18 protein-coding genes are annotated in these 20696 nt (G+C 71.8%); 8 read left to right on the top strand and 10 right to left on the bottom strand.

What is annotated here, in order from left to right; genetic code table 11:
- Positions 1 to 19 precede the first annotated feature (19 nt).
- The 3 genes from QMO56_RS01530 to QMO56_RS01520 all read left to right on the top strand — a co-directional run bounded on the left by QMO56_RS01530 (position 20) and on the right by QMO56_RS01520 (position 3300).
- A complete protein-coding gene (locus tag QMO56_RS01530; protein ID WP_283523259.1) occupies positions 20 to 937 on the top strand; it encodes a LysR family transcriptional regulator in 918 nt (305 codons plus the stop codon).
- Between the two features lie 109 nt (positions 938 to 1046).
- Positions 1047 to 2027: a tripartite tricarboxylate transporter substrate binding protein gene (locus tag QMO56_RS01525; protein WP_283523258.1), complete on the top strand. Its 981-nt coding sequence runs from the start codon at positions 1047 to 1049 to the stop codon at positions 2025 to 2027.
- A gap of 4 nt (positions 2028 to 2031) precedes the next feature.
- Positions 2032 to 3300 carry a CaiB/BaiF CoA-transferase family protein gene (locus QMO56_RS01520; RefSeq protein WP_283523257.1) on the top strand — a complete coding sequence of 423 codons (1269 nt, stop codon included), beginning with the start codon at positions 2032 to 2034 and terminating at the stop codon, positions 3298 to 3300.
- A 135-nt stretch (positions 3301 to 3435) separates the two neighbouring features.
- Here the strand turns inward: QMO56_RS01520 and QMO56_RS01515 are convergent, their stop codons facing one another.
- The 3 genes from QMO56_RS01515 to QMO56_RS01505 form a co-directional block, all read right to left on the bottom strand.
- Positions 3436 to 4776 (bottom strand): PQQ-binding-like beta-propeller repeat protein, encoded by a 1341-nt coding sequence (locus QMO56_RS01515; protein ID WP_283523256.1) that lies wholly within the window; start codon positions 4774 to 4776, stop codon positions 3436 to 3438.
- Entirely contained in the window at positions 4776 to 5426 is a 651-nt protein-coding gene (locus QMO56_RS01510) for a tetratricopeptide repeat protein (protein WP_283523255.1), read from the bottom strand. Before QMO56_RS01510 ends, QMO56_RS01515 begins: the two co-directional genes overlap by 1 nt.
- Positions 5427 to 5514: 88 nt before the next feature.
- A complete protein-coding gene (locus QMO56_RS01505; protein ID WP_283523254.1) occupies positions 5515 to 6846 on the bottom strand; it encodes a dihydroorotase in 1332 nt (443 codons plus the stop codon).
- 275 nt (positions 6847 to 7121) lie between these two features.
- Here QMO56_RS01505 and QMO56_RS01500 point away from each other — a divergent pair, with 275 nt between their 5' ends.
- Complete coding sequence (locus tag QMO56_RS01500; protein WP_283523253.1) at positions 7122 to 8369, top strand: sodium:proton antiporter; 1248 nt, start codon at positions 7122 to 7124, stop codon at positions 8367 to 8369.
- 79 nt (positions 8370 to 8448) lie between these two features.
- On the opposite strand, the gene QMO56_RS01495 is transcribed toward QMO56_RS01500, so the two are convergent.
- Positions 8449 to 9510, bottom strand: a complete 1062-nt coding sequence (locus tag QMO56_RS01495; RefSeq protein WP_283523252.1) for an aspartate-semialdehyde dehydrogenase — start codon at positions 9508 to 9510, stop codon at positions 8449 to 8451.
- Positions 9511 to 9836: 326 nt separating this feature from the next.
- Here QMO56_RS01495 and QMO56_RS01490 point away from each other — a divergent pair, with 326 nt between their 5' ends.
- The 3 genes from QMO56_RS01490 (at position 9837) to QMO56_RS01480 (ending at position 11631) form a co-directional block, all read left to right on the top strand.
- Complete coding sequence (locus tag QMO56_RS01490; protein ID WP_283523251.1) at positions 9837 to 10316, top strand: GNAT family N-acetyltransferase; 480 nt, start codon at positions 9837 to 9839, stop codon at positions 10314 to 10316.
- Positions 10317 to 10408: 92 nt separating this feature from the next.
- On the top strand, positions 10409 to 11245 hold the full coding sequence (locus QMO56_RS01485) for a TIGR02587 family membrane protein (RefSeq protein WP_283523250.1): 837 nt from the start codon (positions 10409 to 10411) through the stop codon (positions 11243 to 11245).
- 11 nt (positions 11246 to 11256) lie between these two features.
- Positions 11257 to 11631, top strand: a complete 375-nt coding sequence (locus QMO56_RS01480) for a hypothetical protein (protein ID WP_283523249.1) — start codon at positions 11257 to 11259, stop codon at positions 11629 to 11631.
- Positions 11632 to 11638: 7 nt separating this feature from the next.
- Here QMO56_RS01480 and QMO56_RS01475 read toward each other — a convergent pair whose 3' ends face one another.
- From QMO56_RS01475 to radA, 4 genes are read right to left on the bottom strand one after another with little or no spacing between them, the layout of a single operon-like run.
- The gene (locus QMO56_RS01475) at positions 11639 to 12355 is read right to left on the bottom strand and encodes an SDR family NAD(P)-dependent oxidoreductase (protein ID WP_283523248.1); all 717 of its coding nucleotides are present in this window, start codon (positions 12353 to 12355) and stop codon (positions 11639 to 11641) included.
- Positions 12352 to 13839: an amidophosphoribosyltransferase gene (purF, locus tag QMO56_RS01470; protein WP_283523247.1), complete on the bottom strand. Its 1488-nt coding sequence runs from the start codon at positions 13837 to 13839 to the stop codon at positions 12352 to 12354. The genes QMO56_RS01475 and purF overlap by 4 nt, the downstream gene beginning before the upstream one ends.
- A 5-nt stretch (positions 13840 to 13844) precedes the next feature.
- Positions 13845 to 14402: a CvpA family protein gene (locus tag QMO56_RS01465; RefSeq protein ID WP_283523246.1), complete on the bottom strand. Its 558-nt coding sequence runs from the start codon at positions 14400 to 14402 to the stop codon at positions 13845 to 13847.
- A 50-nt stretch (positions 14403 to 14452) separates the two neighbouring features.
- Positions 14453 to 15880: a DNA repair protein RadA gene (radA, locus tag QMO56_RS01460; RefSeq protein ID WP_283523245.1), complete on the bottom strand. Its 1428-nt coding sequence runs from the start codon at positions 15878 to 15880 to the stop codon at positions 14453 to 14455.
- A 425-nt stretch (positions 15881 to 16305) separates the two neighbouring features.
- Here radA and QMO56_RS01455 point away from each other — a divergent pair, with 425 nt between their 5' ends.
- Positions 16306 to 18963 (top strand): HWE histidine kinase domain-containing protein, encoded by a 2658-nt coding sequence (locus QMO56_RS01455; RefSeq protein WP_283523244.1) that lies wholly within the window; start codon positions 16306 to 16308, stop codon positions 18961 to 18963.
- Between the two features lie 169 nt (positions 18964 to 19132).
- Here QMO56_RS01455 and QMO56_RS01450 read toward each other — a convergent pair whose 3' ends face one another.
- Both QMO56_RS01450 and QMO56_RS01445 read right to left on the bottom strand, forming a co-directional pair.
- On the bottom strand, positions 19133 to 19906 hold the full coding sequence (locus QMO56_RS01450; RefSeq protein ID WP_283523243.1) for an ABC transporter ATP-binding protein: 774 nt from the start codon (positions 19904 to 19906) through the stop codon (positions 19133 to 19135).
- Complete coding sequence (locus tag QMO56_RS01445; protein ID WP_283523242.1) at positions 19903 to 20688, bottom strand: ABC transporter permease; 786 nt, start codon at positions 20686 to 20688, stop codon at positions 19903 to 19905. The genes QMO56_RS01450 and QMO56_RS01445 overlap by 4 nt, the downstream gene beginning before the upstream one ends.
- Between the last annotated feature and the right edge of the window lie 8 nt (positions 20689 to 20696).

Here is a 20696-nt window from a genome sequence, read left to right as displayed (position 1 = left end):
CCGCCGCAGATTCCCCATCATGTCCCAAGGCACAAGCGAGGGCCGGCTGCGGTTCGACCTGGTGACGCTCGACCTGTTCCTCTCGGTGGCGGAGGAGGGGAGCATCGCGGCGGCGGCGGCGCGGCGGCACATCGCGCCTTCGGCGGTGAGCCGGCGGCTGGCGGAGCTGGAGGCGGCGATGGACACGCCGCTGCTGCAGCGCCATGCGCGCGGCATCGCGCTGACTCCGGCGGGGGAGGCGCTGCTGCGCCATGCGCGCAGCGTCTTCGCCGTGCTGGGGCGGATGCGCGACGAGATGGGCGAGCATGCGCAGGGGGTGCGCGGGCATGTGCGGATCGCCGCCAACACCTCCTCGCTGACCGAGTTCCTGCCGGAGGAGCTGGCGCTGTTCATGGCGCGCTGGCCGGGCATCCGGGTGGAGATGCAGGAGCTGCTGAGCCCGGAGATCGTCCGGGCGGTGCGGGACGGGCTGGCGGATGTCGGCATCATGGCGGAGAGCGTGCCGGCCGAGGGGCTGGAGAGCCTGTTCTACCGCGAGGACCGGCTGCAGGTGGTGGTGCCGCTGGGCCATCCGCTGGCCGGGGTGGAGGCGCTCGACTATGCGGAGACGCTGGATTTCCCGCAGGTCGGGCTGGCGCGGGAATCCTCGATCCAGAAGATGCTGGCCAGCACGGCGGCGCAATGCGGGCGGCCGATCGACCTGCGGGTGCATGTGAACAGCTTCGACGTGTTGCGGCGACTGGTGCAGGTCGGAATCGGGCTTGCAGTGCTGCCGGAGGCCTGCATCCACCCCTTCGCCGAGGCCATGGGGCTGCGCGGCGTTCCGCTGCGCGACGCCTGGGCGCAGCGGCGGCTGAAGCTCTGCGTGCGGGACCGTGCCACCCTGCCGGCGCCGGCGCGGCTCTTCGTCCAGCAGGCAGCGCGGCTGGAGACGTAGCCGGTGCCGACCATCGCAGGCGGCGATGTCTCGCCTCGCCAAACGCGAGTGGCAGGCGGGCCGGGCACTTGGCATCCTGCCGGGCAACGAACCGGGAGATGTCCGAGCCATGCTGTCGAACCGGCGGCGCCTGCTGTGCGCCGCGTCCCTTGGCCTTGCTGGCGCCCTGCTGGGCGCCGCGCCCGCCGCCCGCGCGCAGAGCGGCACCATCACGCTGATCGTGCCGACCGCGCCGGCGGGTACGACGGATTTCGCCGCCCGCCTGCTGGCCGAGCCGCTGGCCAGGCGCCTGGGGCAGAGCGTGGTGGTGGAGAACCGCGCCGGGGCGAACGGCGCCATCGGCACCGGCGCGGTGGCGCGCGCCAGGCCGGACGGCACCACGCTGCTGGTGCAGTATTCCGGCTACCATGTCGGCACGCCGGCCATCATCCCCAATCTCGGCTATGACGTGCAGAAGGACCTGGTGCCCGTCGCGCTGCTGATGGATGCGCCGCAGGTGGTCTTCGTGCATCCCTCGGTGCCGGCGAAGACCGCGGCCGAGCTGGTCGCCCATGCCAGGGCGCATCCGGGCGAGCTGAACTACGCCTCCGCCGGCAATGGCTCGATGCAGCATCTTGGCACCGAGCTGTGGAAGCAGAAGGCGGGCATGGACATGGCGCATGTGCCCTATCGCGGCACCGGGCCGGCGACGCAGGACCTGCTGGCCGGGCGCGTGCAGGTCTTCATGACCACGCCGCCACCGCTGATGCCCTATGTGAAGGACGGCACGCTGCGGGCGCTGGCCATCACCTCGGCCGAGCGGCACCCGGCGCTGCCCGAGGTGCCGACCATGGCCGAGTCCGGCCAGTCCGGCGTCGAGGTGACGGCCTGGTTCGCCGTCTTCGCGCCCGCCGGCACGCCGGAGCCCGTGCTGAAGCGGATCACCGAGGCGGTGGACGCGGTGGTGAAGACGCCGGAGTTCCGCCGTCGTGCCGAGGAGCAGGGTGCCATCGTCCATCCGATGACGCCGGAGGCGCTGGGCCAGCGGGTGGAGAAGGAACTGGCCGAATGGACCCAGGTCGCCCGCGCCGCCAACATCAAGCCGGAGTAAGCCCATGACCGACGCGCCGCGCCGCGCCGATCCCTCGCCACTGGCCGGAGCCGGTGCGCCGCTCGCCGGGCTGCGCGTGCTGGAACTCGGCCATTTCGTCGCCGCGCCCTTCGCCACGCGGCTGCTGGGCGACCTCGGGGCCGAGATCATCAAGGTGGAGCCGCCCAATGGCGACCCGGTGCGGCAGTGGGGCGCGCGGCACAACGGCCAGGCCCCGTGGTGGTCCGTTCATGCCCGGAACAAGCGCTGCATCGCGCTGGACCTGAAGCGGCCGGAAGCGCGGGAGATCGTGCTCGGGCTGGTGAAGCACTGCGATGCGGTGGTGGAGAACTTCCGTCCGGGCCAGCTGGAGAGACTCGGCCTCGGCGCCGCCGCCATGAAGGCGGCACGGCCGGACCTCGTGATCGCCCGCATCTCCGGCTACGGGCAGGACGGGCCGTACCGCGACCGGGCTGCGTTCGGGGTGATCGGCGAGGCGATCGGCGGCCTGCGCTACCTGACGGACCACGCGCCCGGCACCAGCGACCTGCCGCCGGTGCGGGTCGGCGTCAGCCTGGGGGATTCGGTGGCCGGCATCTATGCCGCGCTGGGCGTGGTGGCGGCGCTGTGGCGGCGGGACCGGCGCTCGGCGCCGCCGGGGCCGGGCGGCGAGGTGGATGTGGCGCTCACCGAAGCGGTCTTCAGCCTGCTCGAAGGGGCGCTGCCCGACTATTCGACCCTCGGCACCATCCGGCAGCCCTCTGGCGGCGGCATCGCCACCGCGGCGCCGACCAACGCCTATCGGGCGCGGGATGGCGTCTGGGTGCTGATCGCCGCCAATTCGGACCCGCTGTTCCGCCGGCTGGCCACGCTGATGGGCGCACCGGAGCTGGTCGAAGACCCGCGCTTCGCCGACAACCAGGGGCGGGTGCGCAACGTGGCCGAGCTGGACGCGCTGATCGGCGCCTGGGCCGCGCGCTTCGACGCGCCGGCACTGGAGGCGATGCTGGCGGAGGCCGATATTCCCTCCACCCGCGTCTTCACCATCGCCGATTGCGCGGCGGACCCGCAGTTCCGGGCGCGGGAGATGGTGCGGGAGGTGGCGGACCCGCTGCACGGGCCGGTGCTGCATCCCGGCGTGGTGCCGCGCATCGACGGCGCCGTGCCGCCGCCCCGCTCGACGGGGCCGGAGGTGGGCGCCGATACGGCCGATGTGCTGCGGGACCTGCTCGGCCTCGGGGCGGATGAGGTGGCGGCGCTGCAGGAAGCCGGAGTGCTGCGGGCGAAAAGGTGAAAAAAGCCCGGGGGAAGGAATTCCCCCGGACCCCCATCTTTTTTCCGTGAGTTTCTCGCGCTGGCGGCCCGTGCGGCGTCAGACTGGCAAAAAGAAGAAGGGGGTTCGGGGGAATTCCTTCCCCCGACCTTTTCCTTATCCGCGATAGGCTGCCAGCGTGCCGTCATCGGCGAGCAGCACCAGCGTGCCCTGCGCCACCGCGCCGGGGAGGGTGCTGCCGTCCGGCAGGCGCAGGCGGCCGGCGATGCTGCCGTCCGCCGGGTTGATCAGCAGCGCCTCGCCCTTGCTGGAAGGCAGGATGATCTGCCCACCCGCCACCAGCGGCGTGCCGAAGGTGGCGGGATCGTCGTTCTTCTCCTTGCCGGGCGGCGGGGCGTTCAGCTCGGCGATCCAGCGGATGCGGCCATCCTCGCGCCCGAGGGCCACGAGGCCGCCGCCGCGGCCCATCAGGAACAGCCAGTCGCCCACCGGGACGGGAGAGGCGGTGCCGCCGATCTCGCGTTCCCAGAGTCGGCGGCCGGAGCGCAGGTCCACCGCCAGCGAGGTGCTGCCCATGCCCATGGCATAGACGCGCCCCTCATGGATCACCGGCAGGCCATGCACGCCGGAGATGTCGCCGATGCCGCCGAGGCTGCGTCCCGCCAGGCTCTCGGTCCAGAGCACCTGGCCATCCTCCGGCCGCAGGGCCACCAGCTCGCCGGACGGGAAGCCGGCGACCAGGAAGTCGCCGTCCAATGCGGGGGCAGGCAAGCCGAGCGGCACCGCCATGGTCGGCTGCGCACGGTGGGTCCATAGCCGCGCGCCGTCCTGGGCGGAGAAGGCGAGGAGCTGATTCTCGATCGTCGGCACGTAGATGCGGCCGCCCGCCACGGCGGGGGCGCCGCGCGAGGGGGCGGGCAGCTTCACCCGCCAGCGCGGCTTGCCGTCGCCCGGGTTCAGCGCCATCAGCTCGGCCATGCCGGTCGCGACGTAGAGCGTGCCGTCCGCATAGGCGCAGCCGGCGCCGACCGCGCCGGTCTCGTCGTCCTCCGGGCGGGTGTCGAAGCGCCAGCGGCGGCCACCCTGGGCCAGGTCGAAGGCGGAGACCACGCCATAGGCATCGGCGGCGAAGACGGTGCCGTCCGCCACCACCGGGCCGGCGGTGATGCGCCGGCGATAGCCGCTGCCGGTGCCGAGCGAGGCGGTCCAGGCGCGGCTGAGGCTGGGCGCCAGGGCGGAATGGCCGGGGTCATGCGCCACGTTGCCGCCGGGCTGCGGCCAGTCGGCGCGCGGTTGCGGCGGGGGCAGGGTGAGGGGCTGGCCGGCCAGGGCCGGGTCCACCTCCAGCGCGCGCTGCGCCGTCAGGACGGAGATGCGCTCGCCAGGCAAGGACTGCTTGGCGGTGCCGAAGATGCTGTCGATGGTGCCGCAGCCGGCCAGCATGCCGGCCCCGCCGAGCAGCGCCGCGCGCCGCGTCCAGATCGTCCTGCTCCGCATCAGACCCCCAATCCCGCCGCCAGACGGCCTGCCCGGTCGCGCAGGCCGCGCGGGGCGGTCACGTCGGCGGCCAGGGCTTCAAGAATGCGCTTTGCCTCGGGCTTCTCGCCGCGGCGGATCGCCAGCAGCGCCTGCAACTCCCGCGCCGAGGCGCGCCAGGGATTGCTCGGCTCGGTCAGTGGCGTCAGGCGGGCCGAAAGCGCCGCCGGGTCCTGCGTGTCGAGCCCGTGCAGCACCCACATCAGATTGGCCAGGCCGCGGTAGAGCGGCGGCGCACCCTCGTCGCCGGCCAGCTGATCGTAGAGCCCCAGGGCGGCCTCGCGGTCGCCCGTCTCGGCCTTCAGCGCGGCGGCGCGCAGGCGGGCGAGGATCTGGTAGCCCTCGGGCGAGGTGGTGGCGAGGCTGGCGAAGCTGTCCCCGGCGGCCTTCAGGTCGGCGCCGGGAGCCTCGGCATCGCGGCTGATCTGCAGGAACAGCCCGCCGGACTGCGCCGCCTGCCGCTCCTGCCACCACTGCCAGCCCTGCCAGCCGCCGACCCCCAGCAGCGCCAGGAGCGCGATGCCGGCCAGCAGGCCGCCGTATCGGATGCCGAGCCGCCGGGCCCGCTCGGCCCGTAGCTCCTCCTGCACTTCGTCGAAGATATCCGGCAAGGTCCGGTCCCTGTGAAAAGCGGCGCGGACCATAGCGGCCAAGGCGCGCCGCGTTAAGGGCCGGCGGCCCGGCAGGGCCGCCCGCGGCTCAGCGGAAGCGGACGGGCTGGCCTTCCGGCGCGCCCAGCACCTCATCCTCCCGCATCACCACGCGGCCGCGGATGAGGGTCATCACCGGCCAGCCGGTGCAGCGCTGACCGGCGAAGGGCGTCCAGCCGCAGGGGGAGGCGATCCAGCTCTCCTCGATGGTCCGCTGGCGCTTGAGGTCCACGATGGTGAAGTCGGCGTCGTAGCCGGCGGCGAGGCGGCCCTTGCAGACGGCGCCATAGACGCGGGCCGGGCCGGCCGCTATCAGGTCGACCAGCCGGGCGAGGGAGAGGCGGCCGGCGGCCACGTGGTCGAGCATCAGCGGCACCAGGGTCTGCACGCCGGTCAGGCCGGCGGCGGTGGCCGGCCAGGGGCGCTCCTTGGCGGCGCGGCTGTGCGGCGCGTGGTCGGAGCCGATGCAGTCCACCGTGCCGTCGCGCACGGCGGCCCAGGCGGCCTCCTGGTGGCGGGCGTCGCGGATCGGCGGGTTCATCACCGCGTAGCCGCCGAGGCGGTCATAGGCCTCGTCCGTCTGGCTGAGGTGGTTGACCAGCACCTCCACCGTGGCGACATCGCGGAAATCCTTCAGGTAGCCCAGCTCCTCGGCGGTGGAGACGTGCAGGATATGGGCGGGGCGGCCGGTCTCGCGCGCCAGCGCCATCAGCCGGCGGGTGCCGAGGAAGGCGCATTCCACGTCTCGCCACTCGGCGTGCAGGCGGTGCGGGCCGCCGGCGGCGTAGAGCGGCTTGCGCTCCTGCAGGCGGTCCTCGTCCTCCGAGTGGTAGGCGATGCGGCGGCGGCCGGAGCGCATGACGCGCTCCAGGCTGGCATCGTCCTCCACCAGCAGGTCGCCGGTCGAGGAGCCGGCGAAGACCTTGATGGCGCAGACATCCGGCTCCGCCTCCAGCGCCGCGAGGTCAGCGATGTTGGACTTGGCGGCGCCGACATAGAAGCCGATGTCGCACCACGCTTTGCCCTTCACATAGGCGCGCTTGTTCTCCAGCGCCGCCTGGCTGGTGATGGCGGGGCTGGTGTTGGGCATGTCGAAGACGGCGGTGATGCCGCCGAGCACGGCGGCCCTGGTGCCGGTCGGGATGGTCTCCACCGCCGGGTCGCCCCCTCCTTCCACACAGGGGTCGCGCAGATGGACATGCGGGTCGATCAGGCCGGGCAGGACATGCAGGCCGGCGCAGTCGATCACCTCGGATGCGGCGGCCGTGCGGAGGTCACCCAGCGCGGCGATGCGGCCGGCCCGAACGCCCACATCCGCCTGCACCTCGCCCCAGGGGAGCACGCAGGTCCCGCCGCGCAGAATGAGGTCGAAGCTGGGCATGCGGGGGCTCCTTCGGGCTCAGGGACGGTCCTGCGTTGTCTAGGCGGATTCGCGGGCGGCGGCGAGAAGGCTGGGGGAATGAATTTCCCCAGACCCCCTTCTTTTTTCTGTCAGTTTCCCGCGCGGGTGGCCCGCGCAGTGCCCGGCTGGCAGAAATGAAGATGGACGTTCGGGGGAATTCCTTCCCCCCGACCTTCTGCAGCGGGTGCAACCCTGGTACGGCTGGGGTGCTTGTCCGGCATGGCCCATTGGGCCGCCAACCATTCCGGCCTTGCATGCTGTCTCCCTTCGAACTGATCTCCCTCCTGCTGGTGCTGACGGCCGCCTTCGGCTGGATGAACACGCGGCTGATCGGCCTGCCAGATACGGTGGGGCTGCTCGCCATGGGGCTGGCCGCCTCGGTCCTGCTGCTGGTGGCGGACCTGCTCTTCCCCGATACGCCGCTCTACGAAAGCCTGACCGGAATCATCCGCCAGGTGGACTTCCAGCGCACGGTGCTGGACGGGATGCTGGCTTTCCTGCTCTTTGCCGGCGCCCTGCATGTGGACATCTCCGCCCTGCGCGACCGCGCCTGGGTGGTGGGCTGCATGGCGACGCTCGGCGTGCTGATCTCGACGCTGATCGTCGGCTTCGGCTTCTGGTTCCTTGCAGGGCTGGCGGGGGTGGCGCTGCCGCTGACCTGGGCCTTCGTCTTCGGCGCGCTGATCAGCCCGACCGACCCCGTGGCGGTGCTCAGCACGCTGAAGGCGGTGCGGGTGCCGCAGTCGCTCGAACTCGACATGACCGGCGAGTCGCTGTTCAACGACGGCGTCGGCATCGTCGCCTTCACCATCGCCATGGCCTTCGCCGTTGGTGCGGGGGAGGAAGCCGCCGGGCTGGGCGAAGTGGTCGAACTGCTGCTGCACGAGGCGGCGGGCGGGATGCTGCTGGGGCTGGCCGCCGGCTATGCCGCCTATGCCGCGATGAAGCAGATCGACAACTATCCGATCGAGGTGCTGATCTCGCTGGCGCTGGTCACCGGTACCTATGCCGTGGCGGCGCGGCTGGGCATGAGCGGGCCGCTGGCCATGGTGGTGGCAGGGTTGCTGATCGGCAACCGTGCGCCGGGGCATGCCATCAGCGACCTGACCAAGCGCTATCTGTTCGGCTTCTGGACGCTGGTGGATGAGATCCTGAACGCCATCCTGTTCCTGCTGATCGGGCTGGAAGTGCTGGTGCTGCGGTCGGAGACGCTGCTGGGATGGCTGCCGGTGGCGGCCGTCCTGCTGGTGCTGGCGGCGCGCTTCGTCTCGGTCGCGTTGTCGGTCTCGGCAATGGCGCGCTGGAAGCGCTTCGTGCGCGGCACCATCCCTGTGCTCACCTGGGGCGGGCTGCGCGGCGGCATTTCGGTGGCGCTGGCACTCTCGATTCCGGAGGTGGCGGAGAAATCCACCATCCTGGCCGCCACCTATACCGTGGTAGTCTTCACCATCCTGGTGCAGGGGCTCTCGCTCCGGCCGCTGGTGGGGCGGACCGTGCGCTGAACGCGCGTCCCGGGATGGCGCCGCCCTCCCGGACCCTCCCGCCGGGGTGGTTGAACCACCCCGGACCCCGGCATTCCGCTCAGCGCCGCAGCAGGCGCTCGGCGATCTGCACCGCGTTCAGCGCGGCGCCCTTCAGGAGCTGGTCGCCGGCGACGAAGAGCGCCACCGTGCGGCCCGAAGGGTCGCCCAGGTCGGCGCGGATGCGGCCGACCAGCACGTCGCCCTGGCCCGAAGCCTCGGAAGGCATCGGGAAGTGGTTGGCGGCACGGTCGTCCACCAGCCGCACGCCCGGCGCATCGGCCAGCGTGGCGCGGACCTCCTCGGGGGAGACGGGGGCCTCGAACTCGACGTTCAGCGCGATGGCATGCGCCCGCAGGACCGGCACGCGGATGCAGGTGATGCCGATCGGCAGCGCCGGGGCGTCCATGATGCGCCGCGTCTCGGCGATCACCTTCAGCTCCTCCCCGTTGTAGCCGGTCTCCGGGTCAACCTCGGCATTGTGGCTGAACAGGTTGAAGGCATAGGGGTGCGGCAGGACCCTGGGCGTGAAGGCCTCGCCGCGCAGCGCGGCTGCGGTGGATTCGCGCAGCTCCTCCATCGCCGCGGCGCCGGCGCCGGAGGCCGCCTGGTAGGTGGCGGCGGTGACGCGGCGGATGCCATGGCGCTGGTGCAGCGGCCAGAGCGGCACGGTGGCGATGATGGCGACGCAGTTCGGGTTGGCGATGATGCCGCGGTGCTGCGCGATGGCCGCCCCGTTCACCTCCGGGACCACCAGCGGCACGTCCGGGTCCATGCGGAAGGCGGAGGAGTTGTCCACCACCACTGCACCGGCCTTCACCGCCGCTGCCGCATAGCGCTTGGAGACGCCGCTGCCGGCAGAGAAGAGGGCGACGTCCACCCCTTCGAAACTCGCCTCGTCCAGCGCCTCGACCGGCAGCTCCTGGTCGCGGAAGCGCAGGGTCCGGCCGGCGGAGCGGGGGGAGGCCAGCAGCTTCAGGCCGGCGAGCGGGAAGTCCCGCGCCTCCAGGCAGTGCAGCAGCTCGACGCCCACCGCGCCGGTGGCACCGACGATGGCCACCGTCGGCGTGGGAGGCACCACCTGGTGCGGGGCGGCCTGGGCGGGTTCTTCAAGGGTCAGCATGGGGTCTCTTCCGTGGTGCCGGGAGAGACGGGGCCGTGGCAATCGGCTTGGCCCCGTCCGTTTCCGGCGGGGCCTTCTGGTGCTTTATGCCGTGGCGATCACCGCGCACGCACCAGAGGACGCCCCGCCGGAGCGGTCGTCTTGGTAATGCGCTTGATGATGATGGTCGCGAACATGGTGGTGATGTTGCGCGTCCGGCGGATGGCGTCAAGCTGCGGCTGATCCTCGTCGGGCGGGAAGGAAGCCCCCCCCGCGCGAGTTCGTTTCGTTTTGGCGGACCCCTTGCCGCGCGCGGAGGGGGGCTCCGCACCGGCAGAGGGGAGCGCATGTCCGTCGGGATCGAGATCACCACCATCGCCGAGCGGCCGGACCTGGCGCCGCTGGTCGCCGGCTGGCTCTGGGAGGCCTTCTGGCGCGAGGCCGGGCACGGACTGGCGGAAACCCGGGCGGCGGTGGAGGCCTCGGTGGCGCGATCCGGCCCGCCGCAGGCCTTCGTGCTGCTCGCGGGCGGAGAGCCGGTGGCGACCGCAAGCCTTGTCGCGGGCGATCTGGCGGCTTTTCCGGAACTGACGCCCTGGCTGGCCGGGCTCTTCGTCCTGCCCGCCGTACGCGGGCAGGGCCATGCGCGGCGGCTGATCGCCCGGGTGGAGGCGGCGGCGCGGCAGGCGGGAAGCGCGGCGATCTGGCTCTACACGGGCGATGCGGAAGGGCTTTACGCCCGCGCCGGCTGGGACGTCGTGGAGCGGTTGCCGCACGGGGCCGGCACCCTCGCGCTGATGCGGCGCGACCTGACAGGGGAGGAGTGAGCACCGCGCAAGCCGCCCGCCCGGAGACTGCTGGGAGGGAAACGCTGCGCCACGGCCGGGGTTCTCTCCAGGAATGAGGGGCGGCGCGACGAATGGCGGAAGCGGCGACGGGAACCGAGAGGGCGGCCAACCTTGGCTATGCGATCGGCCTCGGGCGCGCCCTGGCCGGGGCGCTGATCTTCGCCTTTCCTCTCGTGATGACCATGGAGATGTGGTGGATCGGCTTCTCCATTGCGCCGCTCCGCCTGTTCCTCTTCCTGCTGCTGGGGCTCGGGATGCTGGCCGGGCTTGCCTATTACAGCGGCTTCGAACGCTCGGATGGAGTGCTGGACGCCGTGCTGGACGGGCTGGCAGCCTTCGGGGTGGGCTTCCTCGGCAGCCTGGCGGTGCTGTGGCTGCTCGGCATCCTGACCGGCGAGATGGGCTGGCGCGGCATCATCGGGATGGTGGCGATCCAGGCGGTGCCGGCGGGGATCGGCGCGGTGGCGGCGCGCAAGCAGTTCGGCGATGCCGCGGGGGCCGGCAAGCAGGACCGGGCGGGCTATCCGGCGCAGCTCTTCCTGATGGCGGCGGGGGCGTTGTTCCTGGCCTTCAACGTGGCGCCGACGGAGGAGATGATCCTCATCACCTTCAAGATGAGCCCGATGCAGATTCTGGGGCTGGCGGGGGTCTCGATCCTGCTGCTGCACCTGCTGGTCTATACGGTGGGCTTCGCCGGACAGGAGCGATGGCCGAAGGGGGAGGGTTTCTGGACCACCTTCTTCACCTATACGCTCGCCGGCTACGCGCTCTCCCTGCTGCTCAGCATCTATGTGCTCTGGACCTTCGGCCGCACCGACGGCACCGCGCCGGAACTGGCGCTGATGATGGCCGTGGTGCTGGGCTTCCCGGCCTCGCTGGGGGCCGCCCTCGCGCGGCTGGTGGTCTGAGGCGCGGCGCGGTGCGGAAGCCGGCGCTCGAATGGGTCTGCGCCACGCTCGGCGGTGTCGTCGTGCTGGTGACGCTCGCGGTGGTGGTGGCGCAGATTCCGGGCGCGGACAGCGCGCCGCCTGACGTCCATCTGCGGGTGGAGGCGGTGCAGCCCTCTGGCGGCGGCTATCTGGTCCGCTTCGAGGCGGTGAACCGGGCGCAGGCCACCGCCTCGGCGGTGGAGGTCGAGGGGCGGCTGGAGGAGGGCGGGCGGCTGGCCGAGGCGAGCCGGGTACGGCTCGATTACGTGCCGCGCGGCTCGCGCCAGCGCGGCGGCCTCTGGTTCACGCGCGACCCGGCGCAGTTCCGGCTGAGCCTGCGGGTGCTGGGCTACCAGGAGCCCTGAACGCCCTTCAGGCGCGGAAGACGACTGTCTCGCCATGCCGGGTCTCGTCCGGCAGGCAGAGTGCGGCGAGGGCGGGCGCCACGTCGGCGGGCTGGGCGATGCTCTTCGGGTCCTCGCCCGGCATGGCCTTGGCGCGCATCCGGGTGGCGACCACATCGGGGTCGAAGAGGTTGACCCGCAGCGGGGTCTTCTCGACCTCCTGCGCCCAGGTCAGCACCAGATGCTCCATGCCGGCCTTGGTGGCGCCGTAGGGACCCCAGAAGGCCTTGGGCCGCCGCACCCGCCCGGTGGTCACGAAGACCGCCCGGCCCGCCGGGGCGGCGCGCAGCGGCGGGTCGCAGGTGCGGATCAGGCGCCAGGTGGCGGTCAGGTTGACCCCCACCACCTCGGCCCAGTCGCGCGGCTGGATATGCGCCACCGGGGTCAGGCTGCCGAGCGCGCCGGCATTGTGCACCAGGATATCCAGCCGGCCGAAGCGCTCCACCAGGGAGGGGCCGATGGCATCGATCTTGTCGGCGTCCTTGACCAGATCGAAAGGCAGGAGGGTGGTGGTGGCGCCGATCGCACGGATGGCGTCGTCGGTCTCCTCCAGCCCGCCCTGGGTGCGGGCCAGCAGCACGCAATGCGCGCCGCGCCGCGCCAGCTCCACCGCCAGCGCGGCGCCGATGCCGCGGCTGGCGCCGGTGACGAGGGCGATCCGCCCCTGCAGCGGCGCTTCCGTCACTGGCCGTTCGCCGCCAGCAGGGCGGGGGCGCGCTCGGGGTGGCCGGTCAGGTCGGTCAGCGGGATGGCGTAGTCGCCGGTGAAGCAGGCGTCGCAATAGCCGGGATTGGCGGCGTCGCGGCCCGGGCGGCCAAGGGCGCGGTACATGCCGTCGAGCGAGATGAAGGCGAGACTGTCGGCGCCGATGATCTGCGCCATCTCCGCCACGTCATGGTTGGCGGCGAGCAGCTTCTCCCGCTCCGGCGTGTCGATGCCGTAGAAGCAGGAATGCGTCGTCGGCGGGGAAGAGATGCGCATGTGCACCTCCTTGGCGCCGGCCTGGCGCACCATCTCCACGATCTTCTTGGAGGTGGTGCCGCGGACGATCGAGTCGTCCACCAGGATGACGCGGCGGCCCTCGATCATCGGGCGGTTGGCGCTGTGCTTCAGCTTCACGCCGAGATGGCGGATCTGGTCGGTCGGCTCGATGAAGGTGCGGCCGACATAGTGGTTGCGGATGATGCCCAGCTCGAAGGGGATGCCGGCCTCGCTGGCATAGCCCATGGCGGCGGGCACGCCGGAATCCGGCACCGGCACCACCACATCCGCCGCCACATGGCTCTCGCGCGCCAGCTCGCTGCCGATGCGCTTGCGCGTCTCGTAGACCGGCGTGCCCTCGACCACCGAATCGGGGCGGGCGAAGTAGATGTACTCGAAGATGCAGAAGCGGCTCTGGCTGCGGCCGAAGGGCTTGATGCTGCGCAGCCCGTCATTGTTGATGATGACGATCTCGCCCGCCTCGACGTCGCGCACGAACTCGGCGCCGACGATGTCGAGCGCGCAGGTCTCGCTGGCCAGGACGTAGGCGCCGCCCTCGCCGGCACCGAGGCGGCCGAGCACCAGCGGGCGGACGCCGAGCGGGTCGCGCGCGCCGATCAGCGCGCCGTCGTGCAGCGCGACGAGCGAGTAGGCGCCCTGCACCTGCTTCAGCGCGTCGATCAGCCGGTCCACCACGTTGCTGTAGAGGCTGATGGCGATGAGGTGGACGAAGACCTCGGAATCGGTGGTGCTCTGGAACAGGCAGCCGCGGCGGACCAGGGCGCGCTTGAGCTGCGCCGCGTTGGTCAGGTTGCCGTTATGCGCCACGGCGAGGCCGCCGAACTCGAAGTCGGCGAAAAGCGGCTGGACGTTGCGCAGCGCCGTCTCGCCGGTCGTGGCGTAGCGGTTGTGGCCGACGGCGCAGCGCCCCTTCAGGCTGGCCATCACCTTGGCGTCGCCGAAGATGTCACCCACCAGGCCGAGGCCGCGATGCGCATTGAAGTTGCTTGGCTCGGAGAGGGCGACGATGCCGGAGGCTTCCTGGCCACGGTGCTGCAGCGCGTGCAGGCCGAGCGCCGTCAGCGCGGCGGCGTCGGTGGCGTTCCAGACGCCGAACACGCCGCACTCCTCGTGGAAGCCGTCGTCTTCGTCCCAGGGTTGCGTGGAGGGCAGGGGCTGCATCGGCATCCTCATCACCGGCCTCGCGCCGGGGGGCGCAGCAACTCGTCCATGCTGGGCATGTCGCTGCGGGGCAGATCTGGAAGTCGCGGGCGATACTCCGGCGGAAGCTGCGCCACAAGCCAGGCCGCCGCATCCGCCACCACGGGCAGGCTCCGCGCCTCGCGCACCGGCTCCGGCCAGCGCTCCACCGAGGGAAGAAACAGCCCGCCCACGATATAGGCGAGCAGGACGAGAAAAGCACCCCGCGCGAGGCCGAACAGCATGCCGAGAGCGCGGTCCAGCCCTCCGAGCACCGAGGCCCGGACCATTCCGGCGAACCAGGCGATGAGCAGCTTCAGCACCATCAGGGCGAGGACGAAGCAGAGGGCGATGGCGATCAGCTGGGCCAGCCAGGGCGGCTGCACATAGCTGGCCAGCAGCGGAACCGCGGCGGGGAAGAGATAGAGAGCGAAGACCACGGCGCCCGCCCAGGCGCCGACGCCCAGCACCTCGCGCACCAGGCCGCGGGAAAAGGCGATGAGCGCCGAAAGGGCGAGCACCGCGAGGACAATGCCGTCCACCCAGGTCATCGGGCGCAGGCTATAGCCAAGCGGCAGGGCGGAGTCACGTGGGGCGCGCGCTACTCGGCGGCGTCGGCCGCTTTTGCCTTCGCGCGTTTCGCCGGGGGGGCGGCGGCCAGGGCGGCGACCAGATCCGCCAGATGGCCGATCTCGGCAACCTGCAGCCCGTCGGGCGCCGAGGCGGCGCGGCCGCCGCGCGCCACGCGGCGCGGCAAGGTGGCGCTGGCGAAGCCGAGCTTGGCCGCCTCCCGCAGGCGGTTGTCGGTCTGCGCCACCTGCCGCACCTCGCCGGAGAGGCCGACCTCGCCGAAGAACACCGTGTCCGGGCTGGTGGGGCGGTCGGTGGCGGCGGAGACCAGGGCGGCGGCGACGGCGAGGTCGGCGGCCGGCTCGGTGATGCGCAAGCCCCCGGCGATGTTCAGGTAGACGTCGTTCTGCCCGAGGCTGACCCGGCAGCGCGACTCCAGCACGGCCATCAGCATGGCCAGCCGGCCGGAATCCCAGCCCACCACCTGCCGGCGCGGCGAGCCGCCGGAGGTGGAAGGGGAGAGCAGGGCCTGGATCTCGACCAGGACCGGCCGCGTTCCCTCCATGCCGGCGAAGACGGCGCTGCCGGAAATGTTGCCGCGCCGTTCGGCCAGGAACAGGGCGGAGGGGTTGGCGACCTCGACCAGGCCCTGGTCGGTCATCTCGAAGACGCCGATCTCGTCGGTGGCGCCGAAGCGGTTCTTCACGGCGCGCAGGATGCGGAACTGGTGGCCGCGGTCGCCTTCGAAGTAGAGGGTGGCGTCCACCATGTGCTCCAGCACGCGGGGGCCGGCCAGGGTGCCTTCCTTGGTCACATGGCCGACCAGCACCACGGCGAAGTTGCGCGTCTTGGCCAGCCGGGTCAGCTCGGCGGCGCAGGCGCGCACCTGGCTGACCGTGCCGGGGGCGGCCTCCAGGCTGTCCAGCCAGACGGTCTGGATCGAGTCGATGATGACCAGGGTGGCCTCCCGCTCCTCCTCCAGCGAGGCGGCGATGTCGCGCAGCGAGGTGGCGGCGGCGAGGCCGAGCGGGCTGTTGGTGAGGCCGAGTCGCAGGGCGCGCAGCCGCACCTGGTCGATCGATTCCTCGCCCGAGATGTAGAGCACGCGGCGGCCGGCGGCGGCGATGCGCGCAGCGGCCTGCAGCAGGATGGTGGACTTGCCGATGCCCGGATCGCCGCCGACCAGCACCACCGAGCCAGGGACGAAGCCGCCGCCGAGCACGCGGTCCAGCTCCGCCATGCCCGTGGCGGTGCGCGGCGGCGGGGCGGCACGGCCCTTCAGGCCGACGAACTCGATGCGGCGGCCGCCGCCGGCCTTGCCCGCCGGGCCGGGGGCGCGGGTCTCAGGCTGCTCCTCGGTGATGGTGTTCCATTCGCCGCAGGTATCGCAGCGTCCCTGCCACTTGGAGGTGACGGCGCCGCAGTTCTGGCAGATGAAGCGGGCGGTGGATTTGGCCATGCCCGCTATATGGAACAAACCATGGACGAAAGGGAGTCCTGCCTGCGCAAGGCTGCAAGATGACATCTGCAGGCCATTCGCCTTCCAAGCGGGATCTGGGCTGGCCCCACGTGCGGCATTATGCAAAATGTTCCTGTACCGTTGAGCGCGGCAGATAAATTCGCGTGAGCGGCGACGGAGCGGGCGATGAGGTCTTGCGAGGCCTGGAAAAACCGGCTGCGATGCGTGTGCGCAGGCGGGTCTCGACAACTCTTGGTTGTTTATTTGTGATGATGGAGCATTCCTCGCCAGCCGCCCCGGGTCAGGCCTGCCCTGCCGAGGCCGTGGTCCAGCACGGCATGCAGTCTCCTGGCGAGGCGGGGGAGGCGCAGTGATTTTTTCTTTCCACCCTTTCCGCGGCACCTTCCCGAACGGCCAGCTTCTTCATGCCTTCCACTAACCCGCCGCCGGAGAGGCCGCGGCAGCCTGCCCGCGGGCCGTTCTGGCCTTCGCGCCGCGCCGGGCGGCCGGGCCTGCGCGTCTATCTCCTGACCTTGACGCTGGTGGTGCTCATTCCCGCCTTGCTGGCAGGCGGGGTGACGGCCTGGCAGCTCGGCTCCGCCTACCGGCAAGCGGCTGCGACGGGGCTGCGCAGCACCGCCCGCGCCACGGCCGTGGCAGTCGAGCGGGAACTGGAGGTGGTCTCGGCGGCCGTCGTCAGCCTCTCGCGCTGGCCTCCCCTGGCGCGGCTGGAGCGGGTCAACCCGGACGAGATCGCCGAATTCTACGCACAGGCCCGTGCCGTCGGGCGGGCCTTCGGCGGCTGGGTGGTGCTGGCCAGGCCCGACGGGACGCAGATCTTCAACACGCTGCACCCGCTCGGGACCAAGCTGCCGGAGGCGCAGGGCCTCCGCTGGATCGAGCAGGCGCTGACCACCGGACAGCCCCTCGTCAGCGACCTCTTCGTCGGCAGCGTGACGGGGCACCCCATTCTGGCGGCCTTCGCCCCCATCACGCCGCCGCAGGTGACGCCGCACACGCTGGCAGGCATGGCGAGCGATCCCCGCCGGGTGCTGATCCTGGCGGTTGACCCTTCGCGCTTGTCCAGTCTGCTGGCCGGGGTCCAGCCGGGCGCCGTCGTGGCACTGGTGCATGCACAGACCGGCCAGATCATCGCCCGCTCGATCAGCCATGACCGCCGGGTCGGCCTGCTGGCCCCCGACTGGCTGCAGCAGGCTATGCAGGCCACCGGGGACGGTCTCGCCAACGGCAGTTCACTGAGCGGGCGGCCGATCGTTGCTGCCTACCAGCGCCTCGAGCGGCTGCCCTGGTCCGCCGTGGTGACGGCGCCGCAGGACGCCTATGAGGCGGTCTGGCGGCAGCCGCTCGAACGGCTGGCCATCTGGGCGGCGGCCCTGCTGGCGGCGGCGCTGGGCATCGCGCTGCTGATGGCCTGGCGCCTGCTGAAGCCGGTGCGCGATCTGGCCTTCGAGGCGGAGGTGCTGGCCTCGGGCGCGCTGCCGCCGCCGATCAGCCTGCCGGGGCCGGTGGCCGAGTTCGAGGCCCTGCGCCTGGGCCTGCGCCGCTCGGCCGAGATGATCCGCAGCCGCGCCGTGGCCAACGGGCGGGCCGAGGCGGCCGAGGCCGCGGCCTCGGCCCTGCGCACCGAACGTGACCGGACGCGGCTGTATTTCGACGTCGCCGGGGTCATGCTGGTGGTGCTGGGGCCGGATGGCATCATCCAGGGCATCAACCGTCGCGGCATCGAAGTGCTCGGCCTCTCCCGCGAGGAGGAGGCGATCGGGCAGGACTGGTTCAGTGCGTTCCTGCCGGAGCGCCAGCGCGAGACGGCGCGCACGGCCTTCATGCGGGTGGCGGCGGGCACGGCCGAGCCGTGCCATCTGCGGAACGAGACCTTCGTGCTGCGGGCCGATGGCGAGGAGCGCCTCGTCTCCTGGAGCAATGCCGTGCTGCATGACCCGACGGGGCGGTTGCTGGCGGTGGTGGCCTCGGGCGAGGACGTCACCGCGCAGCGCGGCACGGAGGAGCGGCAGGCTCTGCTGATGCGGGAGGTCGATCATCGCGCCAAGAACGTGCTCGCGGTGGTGCAGTCCATCATCCGGCTGAGCCAGACCGACGATCCGGCCCATTTCGCCGCCGCTGTCGAGGGGCGGGTCAGCGCCCTGGCACGGGCGCACACGCTGCTGGCGCGGGAGAACTGGAGCGGTGGCGACCTGCGCACGCTGATCGAGGGGGAGCTTTCGCCTTATATCCGCTCCAAGCGCGTGGTGATCTACGGTGCCGGCATCTGGCTGGCGCCGGAGGCCGTGCAGGCGATTGCCATGGTGTCGCATGAGCTGACCGCCAATGCCGTGCGGCATGGGGTCCTTTCGAGGGCGGAGGGCGAGCTCACGGTACGCTGGACGATGCTGCCCAATGGCCGCCTGAAGCTGGAGTGGACCGAGCAGAGCACGACAGCGGCGGGAGAGGTGCAGAAGCCCCGGCGGCGCGGCTTCGGCCTGCGCATGGTGGACGCGACGGTGCGCAGCCAGCTCGGCGGCAGCATCAGCCTCGAATGGCGCCCGGAAGGGCTGCACTGCGACATGATCATCGCCGCCGACCGCGTGGCGCCAAGGACGGCGGCGCGGCCGGCAGAGGAGGCGCCGCCCGCCGTGGCGCCGCCGCCGAGCGCCGCTGGGACGCGACCGCGCCGCGTGCTGCTGGCGGAGGACGAGCCGCTGGTCGCCCTGGAGCTGGAGACGCAGCTGCAGGCGCTGGGCTTCACCGTCGTCGGCCCCGCCGCCAGCCTGCAGGAGGCGCTGCGGCTGGCCGGCGAGGAGGCGCTGCTGGATGCGGCGGTGCTGGACGTCAACCTGCGCGGGCAGGCGGTGTTCCCGGTGGCCGACCTGCTGGTGCGGCGCGGCGTGCCGGTGGTGTTCGCCACCGGCTATGGCGCCCTGCCCGGCGGCTGGGCCACTGGCGGCGGGCAGGGGCGGACGGCCCTGCTGCGCAAGCCGCTGACCCGGGGGGCGCTGGCCTCAGCCCTGCGCAACCTGGCGGTGCCGTCCGAGGGCGAGGGGGTGCCGCAGCGGCGCATCAACTGAGGCCGGCGCAGCCTGGGAGGCGCTGCCTCCCGGACCCTCCGGCGGGGTGGGGGAGGCAGCGGCCTCCCCGGACCTCGCGATCCGTCAGGCAAGAAGGGGCGGGGCAGAACAGAACCTGCGGGTTCTGCCCGGTTCCCGGTGAAGCCTTGGGGAGGCAGCGCCTTCCGGCCTACTTCCGCAACTCCATCTGAATCGGCCCCTCGCGCTCGCCGCGCGCGAACTGGTCCACCATGGCATTGCCGGTCTCGCCCAGGCTGGCGGCGGGGCCGGTCCAGATGATGCGGCCCTTGTGGATCATCGCCGCCGTGGTGCCGATGCGGCGGGCACTGGCCATGTCATGCGTGATCGAGACGGTGGTGGCGCCGAGGCGCTGCACCACGTCCACGATCAGGCCATCGATCACTGCGCCCATGATCGGGTCGAGGCCGGTGGTCGGCTCGTCGAAGAAGATGATGTCCGGCTCGGCGGCGATGGCGCGGGCGAGGCCGACGCGCTTCTGCATGCCGCCCGAGAGCTCGGCGGGGGAGAGGTCGCCGACGCTGGCGGCGAGGCCGACCTGGGCGAGGATCTCGGCCGCCTTGTCGCGCGCCTTGGCCCGGGTGATGCGCTTCTGCGCCAGCAGCTTGAAGCAGACATTCTCCCAGACCGGCAGGCTGTCGAACAGCGCGGCGTTCTGGAACAGCATGCCGATGCGGTCGTTGATTGCCTCGCGCTCGCGGCGCGACATGGCCAGCACGTCGCGGCCGTCGATCTCGATGGTGCCGGCATCCGGCCGGATCAGGCCGAGGATGCACTTGATGGTGACCGACTTGCCGGAGCCGGAGCCGCCGAGGATCACCATGCCCTCGCCGGCCGCGACGTCGAGATCCACGCCGTCCAGCACGGTCTTGCCGTTGAAGCTCTTGCTCAGGCCCCGCAGGCGGATTTTCGGGGTGCCGCTCATACGCCGAAGAACACCGCGGTCAGCACATAGTCCAGTGCCAGGATGAGGATGGAGGCGGCGACCACCGCACCGGTGGTGGCGGCGCCCACGCCCTGCGCGCCGCCGCGGCTGGTATAGCCGCTCCAGCAGCCCATCAGCGCGATGATGAAGCCGAAGACCGCCGCCTTCACCAGGCCGGAGACGACGTCCCCGGTCTGCATGAAGTTGAGGGTGGAGGTGAGATAGGAGGTGGAGGTGAAGCCGAGCTTGGTGGTGCCGATCAGCCAGCCGCCCATCACGCCCAGGATGTCGGCCACCACCACCAGCAGCGGCATGGCGACGATGCCGGCGGCGAGGCGCGGGGCCACCAGGTATTTCATCGGGTTGGTGGAGAGGGTGGTCAGCGCATCGATCTGGTCGGTGACGCGCATGGTGCCGATCTCGGCGGCGAAGGCGGCGCCGATGCGGCCGGCCACCATCAGCCCGGCCAGCACGGGGCCCAGCTCGCGGGTGATGGAGAGCACCACGACATTGGCGATCGCGCTTTCGGCGCCGAAGCGGGAGAAGCCGGAATAGGACTGCAGCGCCAGCACCATGCCGGTGAAGACCGCCGTCAGCGCCACCACCGGCAGCGAGAAATAGGCGATCTCCACGAAGGCGCGGCCGAGCAGGCGCGGATAGAAGGGTGGGCGGACGAGGTGGGAGAGGCCCTCCAGCGCGAAGAGGGTGACGCCGCCCACCTGCCGGCAGCCCGCCAGCACGGACCGCCCGAGCAGGGCGACGAGGTTCAGGAGATGCTGCAAGTCAGGAA

The sequence above is a fragment of the Roseomonas sp. E05 genome (assembly GCF_030063475.1).
GTDB lineage: Bacteria > Pseudomonadota > Alphaproteobacteria > Acetobacterales > Acetobacteraceae > Pseudoroseomonas.
This window is presented reverse-complemented; position numbering and strand designations above follow the sequence as displayed.

What these genes read in the sequence shown, in the direction of transcription:
- QMO56_RS01530 (WP_283523259.1), top strand. Translation starts at nt 20, where the DNA reads ATGTCCCAAGGCACAAGCGAGGGCCGGCTGCGGTTCGACCTGGTGACG.
- QMO56_RS01525 (WP_283523258.1), top strand. Translation starts at nt 1,047, where the DNA reads ATGCTGTCGAACCGGCGGCGCCTGCTGTGCGCCGCGTCCCTTGGCCTT.
- QMO56_RS01520 (WP_283523257.1), top strand. Translation starts at nt 2,032, where the DNA reads ATGACCGACGCGCCGCGCCGCGCCGATCCCTCGCCACTGGCCGGAGCC.
- QMO56_RS01515 (WP_283523256.1), bottom strand. Translation starts at nt 4,776, where the DNA reads ATGCGGAGCAGGACGATCTGGACGCGGCGCGCGGCGCTGCTCGGCGGG.
- QMO56_RS01505 (WP_283523254.1), bottom strand. Translation starts at nt 6,846, where the DNA reads ATGCCCAGCTTCGACCTCATTCTGCGCGGCGGGACCTGCGTGCTCCCC.
- QMO56_RS01500 (WP_283523253.1), top strand. Translation starts at nt 7,122, where the DNA reads ATGCTGTCTCCCTTCGAACTGATCTCCCTCCTGCTGGTGCTGACGGCC.
- QMO56_RS01495 (WP_283523252.1), bottom strand. Translation starts at nt 9,510, where the DNA reads ATGCTGACCCTTGAAGAACCCGCCCAGGCCGCCCCGCACCAGGTGGTG.
- QMO56_RS01490 (WP_283523251.1), top strand. Translation starts at nt 9,837, where the DNA reads ATGTCCGTCGGGATCGAGATCACCACCATCGCCGAGCGGCCGGACCTG.
- QMO56_RS01485 (WP_283523250.1), top strand. Translation starts at nt 10,409, where the DNA reads ATGGCGGAAGCGGCGACGGGAACCGAGAGGGCGGCCAACCTTGGCTAT.
- purF (WP_283523247.1), bottom strand. Translation starts at nt 13,839, where the DNA reads ATGCCGATGCAGCCCCTGCCCTCCACGCAACCCTGGGACGAAGACGAC.
- QMO56_RS01465 (WP_283523246.1), bottom strand. Translation starts at nt 14,402, where the DNA reads ATGACCTGGGTGGACGGCATTGTCCTCGCGGTGCTCGCCCTTTCGGCG.
- radA (WP_283523245.1), bottom strand. Translation starts at nt 15,880, where the DNA reads ATGGCCAAATCCACCGCCCGCTTCATCTGCCAGAACTGCGGCGCCGTC.
- QMO56_RS01455 (WP_283523244.1), top strand. Translation starts at nt 16,306, where the DNA reads ATGCCTTCCACTAACCCGCCGCCGGAGAGGCCGCGGCAGCCTGCCCGC.
- QMO56_RS01450 (WP_283523243.1), bottom strand. Translation starts at nt 19,906, where the DNA reads ATGAGCGGCACCCCGAAAATCCGCCTGCGGGGCCTGAGCAAGAGCTTC.